The sequence below is a fragment of the Mesorhizobium sp. L-8-3 genome, assembly GCF_016756615.1.
In the GTDB taxonomy this organism is placed as follows: domain Bacteria; phylum Pseudomonadota; class Alphaproteobacteria; order Rhizobiales; family Rhizobiaceae.
Genome location: NZ_AP023262.1, coordinates 1,068,479 through 1,087,959 on the forward strand (window position 1 = coordinate 1,068,479; position 19,481 = coordinate 1,087,959).

General features: G+C 65.2%; 19 protein-coding genes. 11 read left to right on the top strand and 8 right to left on the bottom strand.

The genetic code is table 11. The annotated features are described in order from the left end of the window. The first annotated feature begins 2 nt into the window (after window positions 1-2). From JN302_RS04900 to JN302_RS04940, 9 genes are all read left to right on the top strand, one after another. Complete coding sequence (locus JN302_RS04900; protein WP_202332131.1) at window positions 3-1,304, top strand: ABC transporter substrate-binding protein; 1,302 nt, start codon at window positions 3-5, stop codon at window positions 1,302-1,304. A 353-nt stretch (window positions 1,305-1,657) separates the two neighbouring features. Beyond that, complete coding sequence (locus JN302_RS04905) at window positions 1,658-2,584, top strand: carbohydrate ABC transporter permease (protein WP_202332133.1); 927 nt, start codon at window positions 1,658-1,660, stop codon at window positions 2,582-2,584. Between the two features lies 1 nt (window position 2,585). Beyond that, complete coding sequence (locus JN302_RS04910; RefSeq protein WP_202332135.1) at window positions 2,586-3,443, top strand: carbohydrate ABC transporter permease; 858 nt, start codon at window positions 2,586-2,588, stop codon at window positions 3,441-3,443. Further along, window positions 3,443-4,198 carry a tyrosine-protein phosphatase gene (locus tag JN302_RS04915; RefSeq protein ID WP_202332137.1) on the top strand — a complete coding sequence of 252 codons (756 nt, stop codon included), beginning with the start codon at window positions 3,443-3,445 and terminating at the stop codon, window positions 4,196-4,198. Before JN302_RS04910 ends, JN302_RS04915 begins: the two co-directional genes overlap by 1 nt. 263 nt (window positions 4,199-4,461) lie before the next feature. After that, window positions 4,462-5,301, top strand: coding sequence for a cytochrome c oxidase subunit II (locus JN302_RS04920; RefSeq protein WP_202310367.1), 840 nt, complete (start codon window positions 4,462-4,464; stop codon window positions 5,299-5,301). Window positions 5,302-5,381: 80 nt separating this feature from the next. Beyond that, window positions 5,382-7,160 (top strand): cytochrome c oxidase subunit I, encoded by a 1,779-nt coding sequence (gene ctaD / locus JN302_RS04925; RefSeq protein WP_202310369.1) that lies wholly within the window; start codon window positions 5,382-5,384, stop codon window positions 7,158-7,160. Then, window positions 7,157-7,855 carry a cytochrome c oxidase subunit 3 gene (locus tag JN302_RS04930; RefSeq protein WP_202332139.1) on the top strand — a complete coding sequence of 233 codons (699 nt, stop codon included), beginning with the start codon at window positions 7,157-7,159 and terminating at the stop codon, window positions 7,853-7,855. Before ctaD ends, JN302_RS04930 begins: the two co-directional genes overlap by 4 nt. Before the next feature lie 11 nt (window positions 7,856-7,866). Beyond that, window positions 7,867-8,577, top strand: coding sequence for a heme-copper oxidase subunit III family protein (locus JN302_RS04935; protein WP_202310373.1), 711 nt, complete (start codon window positions 7,867-7,869; stop codon window positions 8,575-8,577). A 9-nt stretch (window positions 8,578-8,586) separates the two neighbouring features. Beyond that, window positions 8,587-8,961 (top strand): cytochrome C oxidase subunit IV family protein, encoded by a 375-nt coding sequence (locus JN302_RS04940; RefSeq protein WP_202310375.1) that lies wholly within the window; start codon window positions 8,587-8,589, stop codon window positions 8,959-8,961. Window positions 8,962-8,984: 23 nt separating this feature from the next. Here JN302_RS04940 and JN302_RS04945 read toward each other — a convergent pair whose 3' ends face one another. From JN302_RS04945 to JN302_RS04970, 6 genes are all read right to left on the bottom strand, one after another. Next, window positions 8,985-9,998: a phosphotransferase gene (locus JN302_RS04945; protein ID WP_244846204.1), complete on the bottom strand. Its 1,014-nt coding sequence runs from the start codon at window positions 9,996-9,998 to the stop codon at window positions 8,985-8,987. Continuing rightward, on the bottom strand, window positions 9,995-11,278 hold the full coding sequence (locus tag JN302_RS04950) for an aspartate aminotransferase family protein (RefSeq protein ID WP_202332141.1): 1,284 nt from the start codon (window positions 11,276-11,278) through the stop codon (window positions 9,995-9,997). The genes JN302_RS04945 and JN302_RS04950 overlap by 4 nt, the downstream gene beginning before the upstream one ends. A gap of 357 nt (window positions 11,279-11,635) precedes the next feature. Then, window positions 11,636-12,577 carry an ornithine cyclodeaminase family protein gene (locus JN302_RS04955; RefSeq protein ID WP_202332143.1) on the bottom strand — a complete coding sequence of 314 codons (942 nt, stop codon included), beginning with the start codon at window positions 12,575-12,577 and terminating at the stop codon, window positions 11,636-11,638. Then, complete coding sequence (locus JN302_RS04960; protein WP_202332145.1) at window positions 12,558-13,100, bottom strand: TRAP transporter small permease; 543 nt, start codon at window positions 13,098-13,100, stop codon at window positions 12,558-12,560. The genes JN302_RS04955 and JN302_RS04960 overlap by 20 nt, the downstream gene beginning before the upstream one ends. Then, a complete protein-coding gene (locus tag JN302_RS04965) occupies window positions 13,097-14,092 on the bottom strand; it encodes a TRAP transporter substrate-binding protein (RefSeq protein ID WP_202332147.1) in 996 nt (331 codons plus the stop codon). Before JN302_RS04965 ends, JN302_RS04960 begins: the two co-directional genes overlap by 4 nt. Before the next feature lie 37 nt (window positions 14,093-14,129). Next, entirely contained in the window at window positions 14,130-15,452 is a 1,323-nt protein-coding gene (locus tag JN302_RS04970; protein WP_202332149.1) for a TRAP transporter large permease, read from the bottom strand. A 102-nt stretch (window positions 15,453-15,554) separates the two neighbouring features. Here JN302_RS04970 and JN302_RS04975 point away from each other — a divergent pair, with 102 nt between their 5' ends. After that, the gene (locus JN302_RS04975; protein ID WP_202310387.1) at window positions 15,555-16,196 is read left to right on the top strand and encodes a helix-turn-helix domain-containing protein; all 642 of its coding nucleotides are present in this window, start codon (window positions 15,555-15,557) and stop codon (window positions 16,194-16,196) included. Next, complete coding sequence (locus tag JN302_RS04980; RefSeq protein ID WP_202332151.1) at window positions 16,193-17,629, top strand: amidase; 1,437 nt, start codon at window positions 16,193-16,195, stop codon at window positions 17,627-17,629. The genes JN302_RS04975 and JN302_RS04980 overlap by 4 nt, the downstream gene beginning before the upstream one ends. Window positions 17,630-17,837: 208 nt before the next feature. On the opposite strand, the gene JN302_RS04985 is transcribed toward JN302_RS04980, so the two are convergent. Then, a complete protein-coding gene (locus JN302_RS04985; RefSeq protein WP_202310391.1) occupies window positions 17,838-18,704 on the bottom strand; it encodes a DUF2189 domain-containing protein in 867 nt (288 codons plus the stop codon). Window positions 18,705-19,241: 537 nt separating this feature from the next. Continuing rightward, window positions 19,242-19,463 (bottom strand): hypothetical protein, encoded by a 222-nt coding sequence (locus tag JN302_RS04990; RefSeq protein WP_202310393.1) that lies wholly within the window; start codon window positions 19,461-19,463, stop codon window positions 19,242-19,244. Between the last annotated feature and the right edge of the window lie 18 nt (window positions 19,464-19,481).

The window sequence follows — 19,481 nt, forward strand, 5'->3', positions numbered from 1 at the left end:
CGATGCTGAGAAGAAGCTGTCTCAAGCTGATGCTCGCCGCCGGCGCGGCGCTCGCGGCACCCGCCGGCATGGCCAGGGCCGAGATGCCGGCCACGGTCGACCAGCCGGTCACTATCACCTTCTACAACTACAATCTGGCCTCGGCGAGCGCCGGCGCCGACGCCACCCGCGAGCTGCTCAAGGAGTTCATGGCGGCCAATCCGAACATCACGGTAGAGGGCATCCCGGTGCCGCCGAACGAGATCCTGTCGCGGGTCCAGGCCGACATCGTCGCGGGGCGCCAGCCCGACGTCGCGCAGCTCGTCTTCCGTGACCTGATCTACATCGCCCAGGACCTCGGCGGAAACGCGCTGGAGGACATGGTGCCCGCCGCCGAACTGACCGACCACCTCTCGGGCATGATCCCGCAAGGTCTCGATCTCGGCCGGATCGACGGCAAGACCTACGGCCTCGCCTACACCTTCTCGACACCGATCCTCTATTACAATGCCGATCTCTTCAGGCAGGCAGGCCTTGACCCGGACAAGCCGCCCCGGACCTGGGACGAGGTCAAGGCCGCCGGCGAGGCGATCAGCCAGAAGACCGGCAAGCACGGCTTCTTCCCCGGCGCCTACGGTCCGGTCGACGGCACCTTCGTCTACCAGGCGATCGAGATGTCGAACGGCGGCAATGTGCGCGACGGCAACCGGCTGACCTTCGCAGAGGGCGACGCGCTGGAGGCGACCAAGATGCTGCGCGCCATGGTCGACAGCGGCGCCCACGCCCGCATCGACGTCGGCGCCCATATGGACACCATGGCGAGCGGCAATCTCGGCATGTTCCTCTATACCAGCGCCGTGCAGAACAGCCTGCTCAAATCGGCCGCCGGCAATTTCGAGCTGCGTGTGGCCGCCATGCCGGCCTTCGGCGAGAAGCCGACCCGGCCGACCAATTCGGGCAGCGCGCTCTTCGTCTTCAGCAAGGACCCGGTAAAGCAGCGGGCGGCCTATGAGCTGCTGAAGTTCCTGACTTCGAAGCACGCCTACACGGTCATAACCAGCAAGATCGGCTATCTGCCGCTCCGGCTCGATATCGTCGACGATCCGCAATATCTCGCCGAATGGGTGAAGACGCATCCGATGATCCGGCCGAATCTGGAACAACTCACGCGGCTGACCGCCAACGTCGCCTTTCCCGGTCCCAACTACCGGCAGGTCGAGAAGGTGATGATGGACGGCATCCGCGAAGCGGTCTTCGGCGAGGGCGATGCGGAAGCCGCGCTGAAGCAGGCCCAGGCCGACGCCCAGAGCCTGATGCCGGAATAGGGAAAGACCGGGGCGTCGGCAGGGATGCCGCCGCCTCATTCTTACCTCGCGGCTTGCACCCATCGGGGAAGTACCCCTCATCCGACCGCACTTCGTGCGGCCACCTTCTCCCACAAGGGGAGAAGGGAAGGCCCTGCCGCAGCGTTCCCGCCAGTCGCTGGCGTTGATTTGCACAGCCGGCCAAGCCAGGCTCCTGCCTTCCCCACCTGTGGGAGAAGGTGGCCGCGCCCGCAAAGGGCGCGGTCGGATGAGGGGTTCTTCCGCGATGCTCGCATATGTGGCGTCAGGACGGAAGGCTGACCGCAAGTCCCGCAGCGACACAACACAACCGACGGCAACAAAAGCACGCTCAGATGACCAACCCGCCCTCGTCCCACTTCAGCCCGCTCGACCGGCTGTTCGGCGAACCACGGCTGGAGCCCTGGCTCTATCTGCTGCCAGTGGTCGCCACGCTGGTGATCTGGGTCTATGCGCCCCTTCTCGAGGCGTTCCAGCTCTCCTTCTATCAATGGAACATGCTGCCGACGGCCTCGAAGACCTATGTCGGGCTCGACAATTACCGGCGCCTGTTCGTCCTGCCGGAAATGCAGCGCGCTTTGTGGAACACGGCCATCTACATCATCGGCCTGTTCCCGATGTCGGTGCTGATCCCCCTCGCCGTGGCGATCTTCACACAGGAACTCAAGGGCCCCTGGCGCAACCTCTACCGCACGCTGATCTTCGTGCCAATGATCATAGCGCCCGTCGTGGCGGCCATCGTATGGCGCTGGCTTCTCAACGAGGATCACGGGCTGGTCAACGAGATGTTCGCCGCTCTCGGCCTGTCCAGGATCGGCTTCCTGCAGGATCCGGACTATGCGCTGGCCACGCTGATCTGGATCACGGGCTGGAAGCTCGTCGGCTTCTCCACCCTTTTGTTCTCCGCCGCCAATGCCGGCATCAACCCCAGCTACATCGAGGCGGCACGCATGGACGGTGCCACGCCATGGCAGATCATCCGCGACGTCCGACTGCCGCTCCTGTCGCCGACCATCCTGCTCCTGTCGATGATGACGATCCTGTTCGGGGCGCAGTGGAGCTTCACCTATATCAACGTGCTCACTCAGGGCGGGCCGCTCAAATCGACCACCAACATCTTCTATCTCCTGTGGGACTACGGTTTCGGCAGCCTGTCCGTCGGCTGGAGCTCGGCGGCCGGCATGATCGCCTTCGCCGGCTTCGGGGCGATTGCCATGCTCCTGCTGTGGCTCATGCAGAGGCGTGCCTTCCATGACAACTGAGATGCAGCTGACACAGGCCGGCACGGCGGGTGAGGATTCGTTCAGCGCGCCGTTTCCGCTCGCGACCGTTGCCATGCATGCGACGATGATCCTGCTGTCCTTCGTGGCGGTGTTCCCGGTCTGCTGGATGGTCGTCTCGTCGCTGAAGGCCGAGAACGAAATCTTCTCGACGCGGCTCTGGCCGGCTTCACCCTCGCTCGACAACTACGCCTTCGTGCTGGCGCAGATCCCGATGCTGCGCATGCTCACGAACACGACGATCGTCTCGGCCGCGACCGCCCTCTTGCAGGTACTGACCGGCCTGCTGGCGGCGTATGCCCTGACGCAATGGCGCTTCCGCATGTCGGGCCTCGTGCATGGCTTGATCGCGCTCTCCTGGCTGGTGCCGTTCCAGGTCACGATGATCCCCAACTATGTGCTGGCGTCCCGGCTCGGCCTGCTCGACACGCTGACCGGACTGGTCGTGCCCCATGCCGCGGCCGCTTTCGCGGTCCTCATGCTCTACCATGCGATGAAATCCTTCCCGACCGAGGTTGTCGAGGCGGCACGTATGGACGGGGCCGGACGCTGGCGCATCCTGTGGGAGATCGTCGCGCCCAACATGCGCGCCTCGCTCGCCTCGCTCGGCATCCTTGCTTTCATTTCGTCATGGAACGAGTATTTCTGGCCGCTGCTGCTGTCGCGCAGCATCGAGAATTCGGTGGTGCAGATCGGATTGCAGATGTTCATGACCCAGGAAGGCAATCTCTGGGGACCGCTGATGGCCGCCTCGACACTCGCCAGCCTGCCGATCCTGGTCATCTATCTCGTCCTGCAGCGGCAGGTGATCGAATCCTTCATGAAATCAGGACTGCGCTGATGACTATCCCCCACGACCGTCTCCTCCGGCTGCAAGGAGCGCACAATATCCGCGACCTCGGCGGCTACGCCGTCGCCGACGGCAACGAGACGAAATGGCGCGCCGCTCTCCGTGGCGACGGTCTGGCCCGGCTGAGCGCCGGCGACCGGGCGATGCTGCTCGGCGAAGGGCTGCGCACCGTCATCGACCTGCGGAGCCGGCACGAGCGGCAGGCCGAGCCGAACCCGTTCGAGGGCCATCCCAATGTCTGGTTCCATAACATTCCGCTGTTCGGCGCCCTTGCGCCGATCGAAGCAGCGAAAGGCGCGGTCGGCCGGTTCGACATGGCGGCGCGCTATCGCGAGGCCATCGACCATTGCCAGGACCAGATCGCGCAAGTGATCTCGACGATTGCCTCGGCGGACGACGGCGTCGTGCTCTTCCATTGCAGCGCGGGCAAGGACCGGACCGGCATCATCGCGGCGTTGCTGCTCTCGCTCGCCGGCGTGGACGACGACACGATCGTCGAGGATTACGTACTGACCGCAGCGGTGGCGGCGCCGCTGCTCGAACGGCTGCGCGCCGAGGCGATCGGGCGCGGCGGATCCGCGGAGCTGGTCGACAGCTTTCTCACCAGCGAGCCGGAGACGATGCGCGGGCTGCTCACCCATATCGCGCAAGCCCATGGCGGCACGGCCGCCTATCTGTCGGCGATCGGGCTCGACCCCTCGATCCTGGCGACGCTCAAGCGGCGGCTGACCTCGCCGGTCGCGTGACGTTTCGTCGCGGCCTTTCCCAAGCAGGCGAGGCGCTGGCTCGCCGCCGCTTCACCCGCTTAGCCTCCTCTTTTGCCACGGGTTTTTGTCGGAAGCCGCGCGACACTTTTGCGAAACCTGCTTGGGAGTCGCGACGATTTGCCGCCGGTTGTATACAGAAAAGCAGCTTCGCGGAACTGGAAATCCCGATGCCGATGGAGCATCATCGCTCGGTTTTTCCAGAAGAATCAAGTATTCTCCTGGAATCCCGGGAGGAACGGAGGATGGCCTTAGCGCTCGTACTCGTTCTTGTGGTCGTGGGCTCGGTGCTCTTTCACCTGTTCAGCCCATGGTGGTGGACGCCCATTGCGTCCAACTGGGACTATATCGACCACACGCTCATCATCACGTTCTGGATCACCGGCGCCGTCTTCTCCGCTGTCGTGCTCTTCATGGCCTATTGCGTCTGGCGGTTCCGCCACAAGGAAGGCGCGAGCGCCCATTACGAGCCGGAGAGCAAGCGGCTCGAATGGTGGCTGACCGTCGTCACCGGCGTCGGTGTCGCGGCGATGCTGGCGCCGGGCCTCTATGTCTGGTCGCAATTCATCACCGTGCCCGAGGACGCCACGGATGTGGAGGTCGTCGCCCAGCAATGGCAGTGGAATTTCAGGCTGCCCGGCGCCGACGGCAAGCTCGGCACATCCGACAGCCGGTTGGTGAGTCCCGAAAACCCGCTCGGCGTCAATCCGGATGACCCCAACGGTCAGGACGACGTGATCGTCGAGGCGGCCGACCTGCACCTCCCGGTCGACAAGCCGGTCAAGATGCTGCTGCGCTCGATCGACGTGCTGCATGATTTCTACGTGCCCGAATTCCGCGCCAAGATGGATATGATCCCGGGCTCCGTCACCTATTTCTGGTTTACGCCGATACGCACGGGAAGCTTCGAGGTGCTCTGCGCCGAACTCTGCGGCACGGGCCATGGCTTCATGCGGGGCGTCGTCGCGGTGGATTCCGAAGTGGACTACCAAGCCTGGCTGCAGGAGCAGATGACCTTTGCCCAGCTGTCCACTCCGGAGAAGGTGGGCGCGCTCGAACCGGCCGGCGACGGAGCCGAGCCATGACGATGGAGGAGGCGGCCTAGCATAAGACGTTTCGCGACGGTCCGGGCCGCCTCGGAAATCCCGTCGAAGGAGGTAGAGTGATGGTCGATATCACACCTCGCGCGGCCGACGCCGTTCCGCCCGCCGAAGTTCCCGACGTCGAGCTTTACCATCCCCACAGCTGGTGGACGACCTATGTCTTCTCGCAGGATGCCAAGGTCATCGCCATACAATATGCCGGCACGGCGATAGCGATAGGCCTCGTGGCGCTGGTGCTGTCCTGGCTGATGCGACTTCAGCTCGGCTTTCCCGGCACCTTCTCCTTCATCACGCCCGAGGCCTACTACCAGTTCGTCACCATGCACGGCATGATCATGGTGATCTATCTTTTGACCGCGCTGTTCCTCGGCGGCTTCGGCAACTACCTGATCCCGCTGATGGTGGGCGCCAGGGACATGGTGTTCCCCTATGTCAATATGCTGAGCTACTGGATCTACCTGGTCGCGGTTCTCGTGCTGACGGCGAGCTTCTTCGCCCCCGGCGGGCCGACGGGCGCCGGCTGGACGCTCTATCCGCCGCAGGCGATCCTGTCGGGCACGCCCGGCGGCCAGCAGGCCGGCATCATCCTGATGCTGGTGTCGCTCATTCTGTTCATCATCGGCTTCACCATGGGCGGTCTCAACTATGTGGTGACCGTGCTGCAGGGCCGCACCCGCGGCATGACCCTGATGCGCATGCCGCTCACCGTCTGGGGCATCTTCACCGCCACGGTGATGGCGCTGCTCGCCTTCCCCGCGCTGTTCGTCGCCTGCGTGATGATGCTGTTCGACCGCCTGCTCGGCACCAGCTTCTTCATGCCGGCGCTGGTCGAAATGGGCGAACAGCTCAGCTATGGCGGCGGCAGCCCGATCCTGTTCCAGCACCTGTTCTGGTTCTTCGGTCACCCCGAAGTCTATATCGTGGCGCTGCCGGCCTTCGGCATCGTCTCCGACCTGATCAGCACGCACGCACGCAAGAACATATTCGGCTACCGGATGATGGTATGGGCGATCGTCATCATCGGCGCGCTGAGCTTCGTGGTGTGGGCGCACCACATGTATGTCAGCGGCATGCATCCGCTGTTCGGCTTCTTCTTCGCCACCACCACGCTGATCATCGCCGTTCCCACCGCCATCAAGGTCTATAACTGGGTGCTGACGCTGTGGCGCGGCGATATCCATCTCACCGTTCCGATGCTCTTCGCGCTCGCCTTCATCGTCACCTTCGTCAATGGCGGCCTGACCGGACTGTTCCTCGGCAATGTGGTGGTCGACGTGCCCCTCTCCGACACCATGTTCGTGGTGGCGCATTTCCACATGGTGATGGGCGTGGCGCCGATCCTCGTCATCTTCGGCGCGCTCTACCACTGGTACCCGAAGATCACCGGCCGCATGCTCAACGAGGCGATGGGCCAGTTCCATTTCTGGGTCACCTTCATCGGCACCTACGCCATCTTCTTCCCGATGCACTATGTCGGGCTGGTGGGCGTGCCGCGGCGCTACCCCGAGCTCGGCGAGACCGCCTTCATCCCGGAATCGGTCCAAACCCTCAACGGCTTCATCACGATCGCCGCCCTGGTTGTCGGCTTCGCGCAGATGGTGTTCCTGTTCAACCTGTTCTGGAGCCTGCGCCACGGCCGGGAGGCCGGCGGCAATCCGTGGCGGGCGACCAGCCTGGAATGGCAGACGCCGACGACCCCGCCACCGCACGGCAATTGGGGCAAGGAACTGCCGGTCGTCTATCGCTGGGCCTATGACTACAGCGTGCCGGGCGCGCCGGAAGACTTCATCGCGCAGAACGACCCCAGGCCGCTCGGCATGAAAGCGGGGGCGGCCGCATGAGCGTCATCCTCGTCTTCCTGCTGGTGATCGCCGGCGTATCCTTCTGGTGGCTTTCCCAGCAGCGCCTGATGTCGAAGCCATGGCTCGAGCATGGCGACGTGCTGCCCGAGCTGGAAACGACGGGGATACCGACGGCGAAGCTCGGCATGGTCGTACTGCTGGCCGTCATCGGCTGCCTGTTCGCGCTGTTCTCCAGCGCCTTCTTCATGCGCATGGCCGTCTCCGACTGGCAGGCGCCGCCGCTGCCGCGCATCCTGTGGCTCAACAGCCTCATCCTGGTGCTGAGCAGCGTGGCGCTGCAAGGCGCCGTCTCGGCCGTGCGCAAGGGCGACGCCGGCACCACGCGGCTCGCCCTCGCGACCGGCGGGTTGACCGCGCTGGCTTTCCTGGCGGGCCAGCTCGTGGCATGGCGCGAACTCGCCGCCGACGGCTACCCGCTCACCGCCAATCCGGCCAACAGCTTCTTCTATCTGTTGACCGGCATGCACGGGCTGCACATCGTGGCCGGTCTCGTCGGGCTCAGCGCCACCACCGCCAGGGCGTGGCAAGGCGAAAGGCCGGAAAGCCTGAAGAGCGCCGTCGAGCTCTGCGCCATGTACTGGCACTTCCTGCTGCTCGTCTGGCTCGGGCTGTTCGTCCTCATTGCCGGCTGGGCCGCCAGCTTCATCGACATCTGCCGCCAATTGCTCAGCTGAGGAACGAGCCGATGGCCGAAACCACGATCACGACACAGGAAAGGCCAGGCGGGCTGTCCGGTATCGCAGCCGATTGGTCGTCCGACCAGCGGGCCTTCAAGAACGTGTCCTGGGGGAAGGCCATGATGTGGATCTTCCTGCTCTCGGACACCTTCATCTTCGGCTGTTTTCTGCTCTCCTACATGACCGCGCGCATGTCGACGACGGTGCCGTGGCCTAACCCGAGCGAGGTGTTCGCGCTCCATATGTTCGGGCAGGACATACCGCTGATCCTGATCGCCATCATGACCTTCGTGCTGATCTCGAGCAGCGGCACCATGGCGCTGGCGGTCAACTACGGCTACCGCCGCGACAGGAAGAAGACAGTCTGGCTGATGCTCGCTACGGCGGCGCTCGGCGCGACCTTCGTCGGCATGCAGGCCTTCGAATGGACCAAGCTGATCAGCGAGGGCGTGCGGCCCTGGGGCAACCCCTGGGGCGCGGCGCAGTTCGGCTCGTCCTTCTTCATGATCACCGGCTTCCACGGCACCCATGTCACGATCGGCGTGATTTTCCTCATCATCATCGCGCGCAAGGTCTGGCGCGGCGACTTCGACCGTGGAACGCGCGGCTTCTTCACGAGCCGCCGGGGACATTATGAAAGTGTCGAGATCATGGGCCTCTACTGGCACTTCGTCGATCTCGTCTGGGTGTTCATCTTCGCGTTCTTCTATCTCTGGTGAGGGCAGGACATGGCACAGGCAGCCGCACACGGCCAGGCACAGGAAGAGGCGCTCGCCCCGGTGGCGCATGCAGCCGAAGGCCACCAGCAGCATCCGCTGAAAGTCTATTTCGTCGTCTGGGGCTGGCTGTTCGTGCTCAGCGCCTGCTCCTACCTGGTGGATTATATCGGCATCCAGGGCCATCTGCGCTGGTCGCTGATCCTGATCTTCATGGTGCTGAAGGCCGCGCTGATCGTGGCGGTGTTCATGCATATGGCCTGGGAACGGCTGGCTCTCGCTTACGCCATCCTGTTGCCGCCGATCGCTGTGCTGGTCTTCGTGACCATCATGGTGGTGGAATCGGACCACACGCTGCTGTCACGCATGGTCTATTTCGGCCAGTGAGATACGGAAAGGCCGAGCGTTCGTCACGCCAGGGCGTGCACCGCAGCCAGATCCAGCGCTTCTTCCGCGAAACGCCGCATGCGGCGTTCGGCGTGTGGGACTTCGGGCCGTTGCGCGATCCAGCCTATGTAGGTGAGGCTCCTCAGGACCAGGAACAACGGCAGGGTGGCCAGATCGTCGTCGGACAGTGCGCGCCGGCTGCGATAGCCCGCGACGAGCGATGCCCGGATGACGTCCCAGGCAGGCTCGTTCAGGTTCTTCGACAGAGCGGTGGCGATGTCGAACATACGCCAGCCGAAACCGGCATCGTCGAAATCGATGAACGCCACCTCATCGCCTCTCACGAAGATGTTCTCGCGCACCAGATCTGCGTGGATCAGGCCGTAATCGAGCCCGTTCTCCGCGAGGCGACGAAGGTGGGGACGAAGCGTGTGCCTGAGCGCACTCAAGGCCTGGCTCTGCGCGGTTGAAAGTCCTTCGCAATCCCAGAAACGCCCCCACAAGGGCGCATCGCCCAACAGGCCGTCGAGGTTCCAGGCGTGACGGCGGAAACCGGCGGGAAGCGTCCAGCGGTCCGACAGAGAGTGGAGATCGGCCATGCCCGCGCCAACCGCCGCGAAGATCGCGGCGAGCCGCTCGGGTGGATGCGCCAGCGGGAGGCCGGTCTCGCCGAGCGGCTCGCCGTCGACCCAGCTCATGACGTCGGCGTGCTGCCTGCCCAGTTCGGCACATGCCGGAAGTTCGACGTGCAGGTTTCCGTCCGCCGTCGCGAGCGGAGACGGCACGTTCATGCCGCCGGCGCGCAATTCGGCCAGCCAGGCGAGTTCCGAGCGCAGCGCGGTCTCGTCATGGTAACCGGGACGGTGAAGCCGCAGCGCCGCCGGCTTGCCGTCGAGCTCGACCCTGAACACTGCATTCTCGCGATATTTGAGCAGCCGCGGACGCGGGTCGGACGCGGTCCAATGGATGAGGGCGTCGCGAACCCGCGCATCGAGCGCCGAGGCGAGGCCTGCCGGCAGGTCGTCGGCGGCGCTCAAAGGCGGCTCAGCGCATCGTCGAGCGCCGCCAGCATCATGTCGGCATTCTCGATGGTGAACGGCATGGGCGGGCGTATCTTGGTGGCGTTCTGGTGGATGCCGAGCTTGCCCATCAGGATGCCGTTCCGCCGCATGTCGTTGATGACCCGGGTCGCGAGTTCCGCATCCGGCACCCTGCCCTTGCGGTCGGCCACCAGCTCCGCGCCGAAGAACAGACCGCTGCCGCGCACATTGCCGATGGCGCCGTGTTTCTGCGCCAGACTTTCCAGGCCCTTGCGGGCATGGTCGCCGACGACGACCGCGTTCTCCTGCAGTCTCTCCTCCTCCAGCACGTCCAGAACGGCCATCGCCGCCGCGCAGGAAACCGGGTTGCCGCCAAAGGTGTTGAAATAGCGGAAGGCCCTTCGGAAGGCATTGAGCGTGTCAGCCCCGGCGACGACGCCGCCGATCGGATGGCCGTTGCCCATCGGCTTGCCGAGCGTGACGATGTCGGGGACGATGCCGGCACGCTGGTGCCCCCAGAAATGTGACCCTGTGCGGCCGAAACCCGGCTGGACCTCGTCGCAAATGACAAGGCCGCCGGCCTTGCGCACGGCGGCGACCGCCGGAGCCAGGAAACCGGACGGCAGGTCGGGAAACCCTTCATTCGCAAAGAAAGGATCGACGATGAGAGCCGAAAAGCCGTGCGGCGTCTCCTGCAGCGAGGCGATGGCTTTCTCGACCTCATTCGCGAAGGCTTCGGCGAAAGGTGCTCCCGGCATGCCGCCCAGCGGCCGATAGCTGTCGGGCGCAGGCACATGCCGGACGTGACCGCCATAGCCGCCGACCGGCGGCATGCGGGTCGAGAGCTGCGACACCGCGGTCGTGTTGCCGTGGTAGGTGTGGTCGGTGGCGATCACACCCGTCCGGCCGGTGACGGCCTCAGCCATCCGCAAGGCCACGTCGTTGGCCTCGCTGCCGGTGCAGGTGAGGATCGCCGTGTCGAGGCTGGCGTCGAAGGTCGCCGTCAGCCGCTCGACATAATCGACAATGCCCACGTGCAGGTAGCGCGTATGGGTGTTGAGCGTCGCCGCCTGCCGCGCGATCGCTTCGACGACGCGCGGGTGACAATGGCCGACATGCGGCACGTTGTTGTAGCAATCGAGGTAGCGCCGGCCGTCCGCATCCCACAGCCAGACACCCTCCCCACGCACGATATGCACGGGATCCTCGTAGAACAGGGCCATGTTCCGGCCGAGCAGCCGCTCGCGGCGAAGCAGCAGGTCCGATGTCGTGGACATGTCGATCTCCCGTTTCGACGGAGCCATGGGCCATGGCGGACAGGATCGGAATCATGTCGTCCGGGAAGAGCGCCGGCAACGACGGCGGAATCGGCAGGACGGCAGATAGTTAACACAGAAACTAGTTTGTAGGCCGACGCCACGGAAGTCAATATGCAAACTTGCGGTTTGAATATCGTACCATCATGGGGCCGGTTCCGGAACGATGAGGCGGACCCCGGTCACGGCGCCGCGAACCGCGCCGGTCGCGATGAGATCTTCGTGGCGGCCATGATGGCGGCGTCCGGCCATCCGCCCGCCAGACGTGGTCCATTTCAGCCTCGCCGACACGAGAGACCGTTCCGTGTCGAGCCGATGCTATGGAAGACGCGACAGGATCTCGTAGGCTACCGCCAGATCCTGCGCCGCAACGCCGAGCGATTTGTAGATCGTCACATCGTCGTCCCTCAGGCGGCCGGCCAACGACCGGTCATAGACGCGACCGATCTCGCCGAGGATGTGTCCCTCTGTGATGACGCCCGCATTCAGGGCGTCGATATACTCGCCCGCCTGCGCCTTGGCGCCAGCCAGCGTGTCGACGAAGAACCGTCCGCGGGCGACCCCGGCATCGTCGATCTCGCGCGCCGAGGCGACGCTCGCCCCGACCAGGTTCACGTGCTGGCCGGGTTGCAGCCACTCACCCCTGAGGATCGCCGTCGGCGACGCGGTCACCGTTACGACGACATCGGCTCCGGCAACCGCTTCCTGTGCCGAAGCGACGGCACGAATGGAGCGGACCGAGTGGGCGTGGCGCGCCGCGAAAGCCTGAGCGTTGGCGAAAGTGCGGGTCCACACCCTGACTTCCTCAAACGCCCTGACCGCCAGATGGGCCGGCAGATGGTGCTCGGCCTGCTCACCGGCGCCGAGGATCGCCAGCACGCGCGCATCCTTGCGCGCGAGCGCCCGCGTCGCCGCGGCGCTCGCCGCGGCCGTGCGCTGCGCCGTCACGCTCGCGCCGTCCACCGCAGCGATCGGCCGGCCAGTTTCCGTGTCGAACAGGAGGATGACGCCCTGGTGGCTGGACAGGCCCCGCTCTGGATTCCGCGGGTATAGACTGACCAGCTTGATGCCGTGCACGGCCGGCGACGACAGACCTCCCGGCATGATGCCCATGGCATTGCCCGATCCGAGCGGCATCAGCGAACGGAGCGGCAGGACCGCCTGGCCGCGCGACACGGCGACCATTGCCTTGGCGACCACATCGATGCACTCGCCGATGGGCAGCGCCGCATAGACTTCTTCAGCCGATATCTGCCGCATGTTCGGGAACCTGTGTCTTGAGAGGGCCACCCACGATGCGCGCAGCCAGATGGGCGAGGATGACGATGCAGAAGGTCGGGATCGCGGCGGCTATGAAGATGAGGTTGATTCCAAGGCCCGACGAGGTGCGGGCAAGATTGCGCATCAGGAAGCTGCGGCCGGGATCCAGGCCCGGTCCGAAGAAGGAGAAATACAAGATCGGCACGACCAAGAGCGCAACGGCGACGACCAGCGCAACGCGTGCAAGGCGGCCCGACCAGCCACGCGCCGTCTCGTCGCGGCGCGTGACCGCGGGGTCCAGACCGCGTCGAAAGGCGGCGGTCGCGCCGAGCAGCCCGCCCCACACCATCAGGTAGCGGGCGAGTTCCTCGGTCCATCCCGGCGGCGATCGCAATCCATAGCGTGCAACGATCTGCACCCCGATCACCGCGACCATCGCGACAAGCGCCGCCTTGGCGGACAGGAGGCAGACGCGGTCGATCCGGTCGCTGGCAGCTATGAGGGCACGAGCGGCCCGGTTCACTGCCTTGTCTTCTCCGCCGCCGCGACGAAGGCCTCGACCGAGTCGGCCGGCATGAGTAGCGGCCACGTCTTCTTTGCCCGCTCGACGAAATCGGCGCGCGCCTCGGGCGTCAGCCTGGTGACCGTAACGCCGAGCTTCTCGAGCTGCGCCAGTTCCTGCCCGGCCGCCTTGTAGGTCCATTCCCGGTTGCGCAGATTGGCCTCGCGCACGGCCGTGTCGACCTTGCTCCGTTCCTCGTCCGACAGTCCGTCATACCAGTCCTTGGACATCAGCGCCGAGCGGAAGGGCGTCCCCGCGCCGGCGTCCGTGTAGTATTTCAGGAAGTCGGTGTGCTTGAAGATGAAGGCCACGACAGGCGGATTGACATATCCGTCGACCATGCCTTGCTGCACGCTCGTGGTGAATTCGGGCATGTCGACGACGACGCCGGCCGCTCCCCAATTCTTCAGCAGTTCCATTTGCGAGGCGTCGATGGCACGCATGCGCAGCCCCTCGAAATCGGCCGGTTTCTCAATCGGCTTCCTGGTGTTGAAGAAGCCGACCGTGCCGCCAAGCCCGGTCAGACCGGCGATCTTGATCCCCTGTTCCTCCATCCTGGCGGCGATGGGGGCGAGCAGATCGGTCCCGTCCAGCGCACGGAACATGTGGGCCATGTCGTCGAACATGTAGGGAGCCATGAAACCCTGCACGCGCGGATCGACCTGATTGATCATGACGAAGTTCGTCACCGCGACCTGAAGCAGGCCTTGCGAGAGTTGATCGACGAGCTCGGGATCCTTGCCGAGCGCTCCGCCGGTATAGACCTTGGCCTCGAGCCCAGCCTCGTTCAGTTGCTTGGCGACGTCCTCGGCCCAAACCCAGTCGGCGCAGACCGGAACGGCCGGGCAGCCGACTGCAATACGTATCTCATCGGCCGACGCCGCCTTCGCGCAGAGCGCGGCAGCGGTGGCGAAGAGGGCCGCGGCCAGGCCGCGAAAGGATTTCCTCAGCATTCCAATCCCCTTTGCTTCTATTGTTTCATGCTCGAATTCAATGCAGCAGCCCGGCCTGCCGAGGAATGTAGAGGGTGATTTCCGGGAAGACGACCAGGAGGACGAGCACGATGATCTCCAGGACGAAGAACGGAATGATGGCGCGCGCCAGCCTGAGATAGGGCACGCCGCTCATTGCCGAGACGACCATCAGCGACCCGCCGACCGGCGGCGAGATCAGCCCAATCGTCAGGTTGAGGCAGGTGACCACGCCGACATGAACCGGATCGGCGCCGCCGGCGATCGCCGCCGGGATCAGCAGCGGCACAAGGAGGACGAGCGCCATCGTATTGTCCATCACCATGCCGACCACCAGGAAGACGAGCGCGATCAGCAGCAGATATTCGAGGCCGGATAAACCGGCGCCCTCGACCAGCCGCAGCACGGCGTCCGGCACGCCCTCGATCGCTATCAGATAGCCGAACACCGCCGCCGAGAAGAGAATGACGAAGATGGCGCCGGTCAGCGTCGCAGCGCGCTCCAGCGCGCCGCCGAGATGGCCGCCAAGGCTTTTCAGCGCGCTTGCCGGCGTCGATCCGGGTTCCATCCACGAATAGACGAAGCTGATGGCGAGCGCCGCCGCAACGGCAAGCGCCGCCGCCTCGGTCGGCGTCACCACACCGAAGATGATGCCGGCGAGCAGGATCGACGGCACCAGAAGCGCTGGCGTCGAGCGGATCAGGGTCTGCGCGACAGGCGGCATGTCGACGTCGCGCCCGCCGGGGTGGTTGTGGCGCCGCGCCGCCCAGGCATTGTAGGCGAACAGGCCGCCCGCCAGAAGAAGTCCGGGCAGGACGCCGCCGGCGAACAACGCCGCCACCGAGACATTCATGAGGGCGCCGTAGAAGATCATCACGATCGACGGCGGGATCAGCGGCCCGAGAACCGAGGAGGCGACCGTCAGCGCGGCGGAGTATTCGCGCTTGTAGCCGCGCCTCTCCATCTCGGGCACCAGCGCGCTTGTGATGGCGGCGGCGTCGGCGACGGCCGACCCGGACATCGAGGACAGGAATATCGCCGTCGCCACATTGACGTGGCCGAGGCCGCCCCTGAAACGGCCGACGATCAGAACTGCGAGGTCGATCAGAGCACGGGTGATGCCGCCGCGACTCATCAGTTCGCCCGCCAGGATGAAGAGCGGCATCGCCAGGAAGGTGAAGACATCGAGCTGGGAAAGAACCCGTTGCGGCAGAATTGCCAGATGGCGCGCCTCGTCGGCAGCGACGAAGCTCAGCACGGCGACCGCTCCCGTCACATAGGCGATGGCGACGCCCCCCGCGAGAGTCGCTGCGGCATACAGGGTGATCAGTAGCCAAGCCATCGATGGATCGCACCTGCGTTCGAGTCATTCTTTTTCCGATCGGAAAATTTGTCAAACTAATTTTCCGATGCTACTTGTTTCTGGTGATCCATGGAGGCGATGATGGCGTCGGCGGGGAGATCCGAACCGGAAGACGACGTGCGCGAGGTCGCTGCTTTCGGCTTGCGCCTGCGGCGCCTGCGGCAATCGGCCGGAATGACGCTCAAGGAGTTGGCTGAACGAGCAGGTCTTGCCGTGTCGACCATTTCCAAGATCGAGAACGACCGCATGTCGCCGACTTACGACGTGCTGCTGCGGCTGGCGGGCGGCTTGTCGATCGACCTTACCTCGCTGCTGGAAGGGCCCGCGCCCGCGGCATCCCAACCGCTCGGCCGTCTCAACGTCACCCGCGCCGGGGAACGCCGGCGGCATCCGACGGGCACCTATGTCTACGAGCCCTTCGCCACGGGGCTGAGGCGCAAGCTCATGGACCCGACCTTCGTGACCGTGACCGCGCGCAGCATCAACGAATTTCCCGGCCTGATCCGTCATCCCGGCGAAGAACTGGTCTATGTGATCTCGGGGACCGTCGAGCTGCATGCCGAATTCTATGCGCCGATCCGGCTCGAGGCCGGCGACAGCGTCTATTTCGACGCTACCATGGGCCACGCCTATGTCTCGGTCGGCCCCGAGGACGCGACCATTCTCAATATCTGTTGCGGTACGGGCGGCGTTCCGCCCGTCGAACTTCCGAGAGCGCTATGACGACACTGACCACGGCGGAATACGAAGCGTGCGATGCGACCGGCCTCGCGGCGTTGGTCCGCAGCAGGGAGATCAGCCCGCGCGAGCTCGCGCAGACGGCGATCGCGCGCATCGAGGCGCTCAACCCGCTGGTCAACGCGGTGATACTGAAAGCTTACGACCAGGCGCTGGCCGAACTCGACACCCGTACTGATCGGCCACCCTTCCTCGGCGTGCCCTATCTCATCAAGGACCTGCACGCCCCCGTACGCGGCCTGCCGCTGACCAATGGCAGCCGTATGTTCGTCGATCCGCCGGCGCCCTTCGATTCGACGCTGGTCGCGCGGCTGCGCGCCGCCGGCTTCGTCATGCTCGGCCGCACGAACTCGCCGGAATTCGGGCTCAGCGCCTCGACCGAGCCGCACCGCTATGGCGCGACGCGCAACCCGTGGAACCTCGATCGCATCGCCGGCGGCTCCAGCGGCGGTGCCGGTGCGGCCGTGGCAAGCGGCATGCTGCCGGCGACACATGCAACCGACAGCGCCGGCTCCATCCGGATTCCAGCCTCCTGCAACGGGCTCGTCGGACTGAAGCCGACGCGCGGCCTCAACCCCTATGGGCCGCATCGCGGCGACGCGGCCCATGGCATCAGCCATGAGAACGCCGTATCCCGCACGGTTCGCGATACCGCAGCCATCCTCGACATCACAGCCGGACCCGATGTCGGCGCACCCTACTTCGCGCGCCCTCCAGAAGGTGGGTTCGTCGCGGCGATCGCCCGCCCGCCGAAGCGGCTGCGTGTCGGCTGCTGGACCCGGACGCTGCGGGATGAGCCGGTGGACGCGGAATGTTCGGCAGCAGTGCAGCACGCTGCCACCCTGCTCGAAGACCTCGGCCACGATGTCGAGGAGGCAAGGCCGGAATTCGACTGGAAGCTTCTCATCGATGCGCAGATGAACGTATTGATGAGCGGCCTCGGCCCGATGGTCGCCACGATGGAACGACTGAACGGCAAGCCGGTCACGGAAAGCGATCTCGAACCGCTGACCTTCGCCATCGTCGCCCGTGCTCGCCAGGAGAGCCTGGAGCGCTATCTGGACAGCCTGATGCGGATGCAGCTCGAGGTGCGCCGCATGGCGGCCTTCTTCGAGACCTTCGACATCCTGGTGACCCCGACCATGACCGCGCCGCCGCCGGTTCTCGGCTGCCTCCCGACCGATGGCCGCGATGTCGACGGCTTCCTCGCCAGGCTCTTCGACCTCGCCCCTTTCGCAGCGCCCTTCAACGCCTCCGGCCAACCCGCGATCAGCCTGCCCCTGCACTGGTCGGCGGGCGGACTGCCGGTCGGCGTCCAGTTCGCGGGCCGCTATGGCGAGGATGCCACCTTGCTGCAATTGGCCGCCCAGATAGAGGAAGCGCAGCCTTGGGCTTCACGGCGCCCAAAACTCGCCTGAAGGGAGCCGGCGTTTCTCGGGCGCGGACTCTCGTGCCGACTTCGCTGCGCGACGCAACGCTTCCGCTCGGTGTCGATCGCAGCTTTCATCGGCTTACACGACAGAGCTCCAAGCCCGGGCGGGCGAGCGCCAGGGTGATCGCCCGCCAACGCCTTCTCCCGTCGAGGTCCGTCGAGGGGAGAAGACGCTGCCGGCGATCAAGCCGGAATCACCAGCGCAGCCAATAGGGGAACCCGTCCCGATTGCGCGAGGATGGCGTGAGCGGCGTCCTCTTGTCGGCCGGGATATCCACGACCTTGCGGTAGAGGTGCCAGGTCGCGTGGCCGAGCACCGGAATGACCACCGCCAGCCCGGCGAGCAGCGGGATCGATCCGATGAGCAGCGCGACGGCGACGATCAGGCCCCACAGGAGCATCGGCACGGGATTGGCCAGCACGGAGCGAGCCGACGTCTCGATCGCGGCATAGGCGCCGACGTCGCAGTCGAGCAGCAGCGGAAAGGCGATGACGGTGGTGCTGAGCACGACCAGGGCGAACAGGAAGCCGATCAGATTGCCGACGATGATCAGCGTCCAGCCGCGCTGAGTGGTGAAGAGATCGCCTAGGAACGCTGCCGTCGACTCCGGAGCAGCCGACCCGTAGAGCCAGGCGTAGAGCCCCTGCGCGACCAGCAACCAGGTGACGAACAACGCCACCAGCATGATGCCGATGGCCGCAATCGCCGGCAGGGCCGGAGAATGCCTCACATCGAAGGCATGCGCCCAGGAGGTGTCGAGGTTCTGCTCGCGGCGCCGGCTGATCTCGTAGAGGCCGATGCCGGCGAAGGGGCCGAGCAATGCAAAGCCCGCCATCAGCGGGAAGATGAGCTGCAGCGCGTTGCCGCCGGACGTCCATGTGATCAGAAACACCCCGACGATCGGGTAGATCAGGCACAGGAACACATAGTGCGAGGGCTTGTCCCAGAAATCGTCGAAGCCTCGTCGCAAGGCATCGAACACATCCGCGACCGATATGCGCCGGATCGCGGGATGCTCGAGCGTGTTGCCGGTGCCTGCGTACACATGGAAGCTCGCCATTGCCACTCCTCCTGACCAGGTTGGGGTGGGTCGCGGCCCGGGTTCGTCATAATGGCCACGCCGAACCGCGACCTGCACCACAGCGACCATAACGCAGTCGTGACAATTTGTCGCCCCCGTGCCCGGTCGAGCAGAACGCACCGGTCAAGAGCGCCTCCTCGGCATCGGCAGGCTAAAGCATGTCTCCCGAAAGTGGTACCGGTTCGGAGCAAAGACATGCGTCAAATCAAAGACCTGCAGCGTGCTGCGTGAACCCGTTTTCACGCAACACGCTGTAGAGTAGATGACTGCCTCGACGAGGAACGGTCCGGTCTGTCGCAATGCGGCCTAGAAGGCGGACCGGAAAGCCGGCCACAGTGTCGACCTTGACCGCGTGGCGAAGACGACGGGGACGACATCGAGGCGCCCGCGCGCCTGAGTCCATTGGACCAGAAACGCCTGCGCGCCGACTACCAGGAGAGCAAATTCGATATCGTCAGGCCGTCATGGGACGCGACGTGATCCGGCGACGCCGTGGGACGCTCTCCCGCAACCTGCCTAGGTTTTGCTCTGTCCTCTGCCGGACCTGCGCCGCAACCAGACATAGCCGCCGACCAAGGCTGCGGCCGGCAGGCCAAGGGCCGCAACCGGGCCCGGCGCCGAGCGGCTGACCTGGTAGAGCTGGCCCTGATGGCCACTCTGGAAGTTCTGGGCAAAACTCGGAGCCGTCGCCAGAAGCGCCACGGCACCCGCGAACAGCAAGGCTTTGAGATGTGTCATTGAGGCCCCCGATCACTG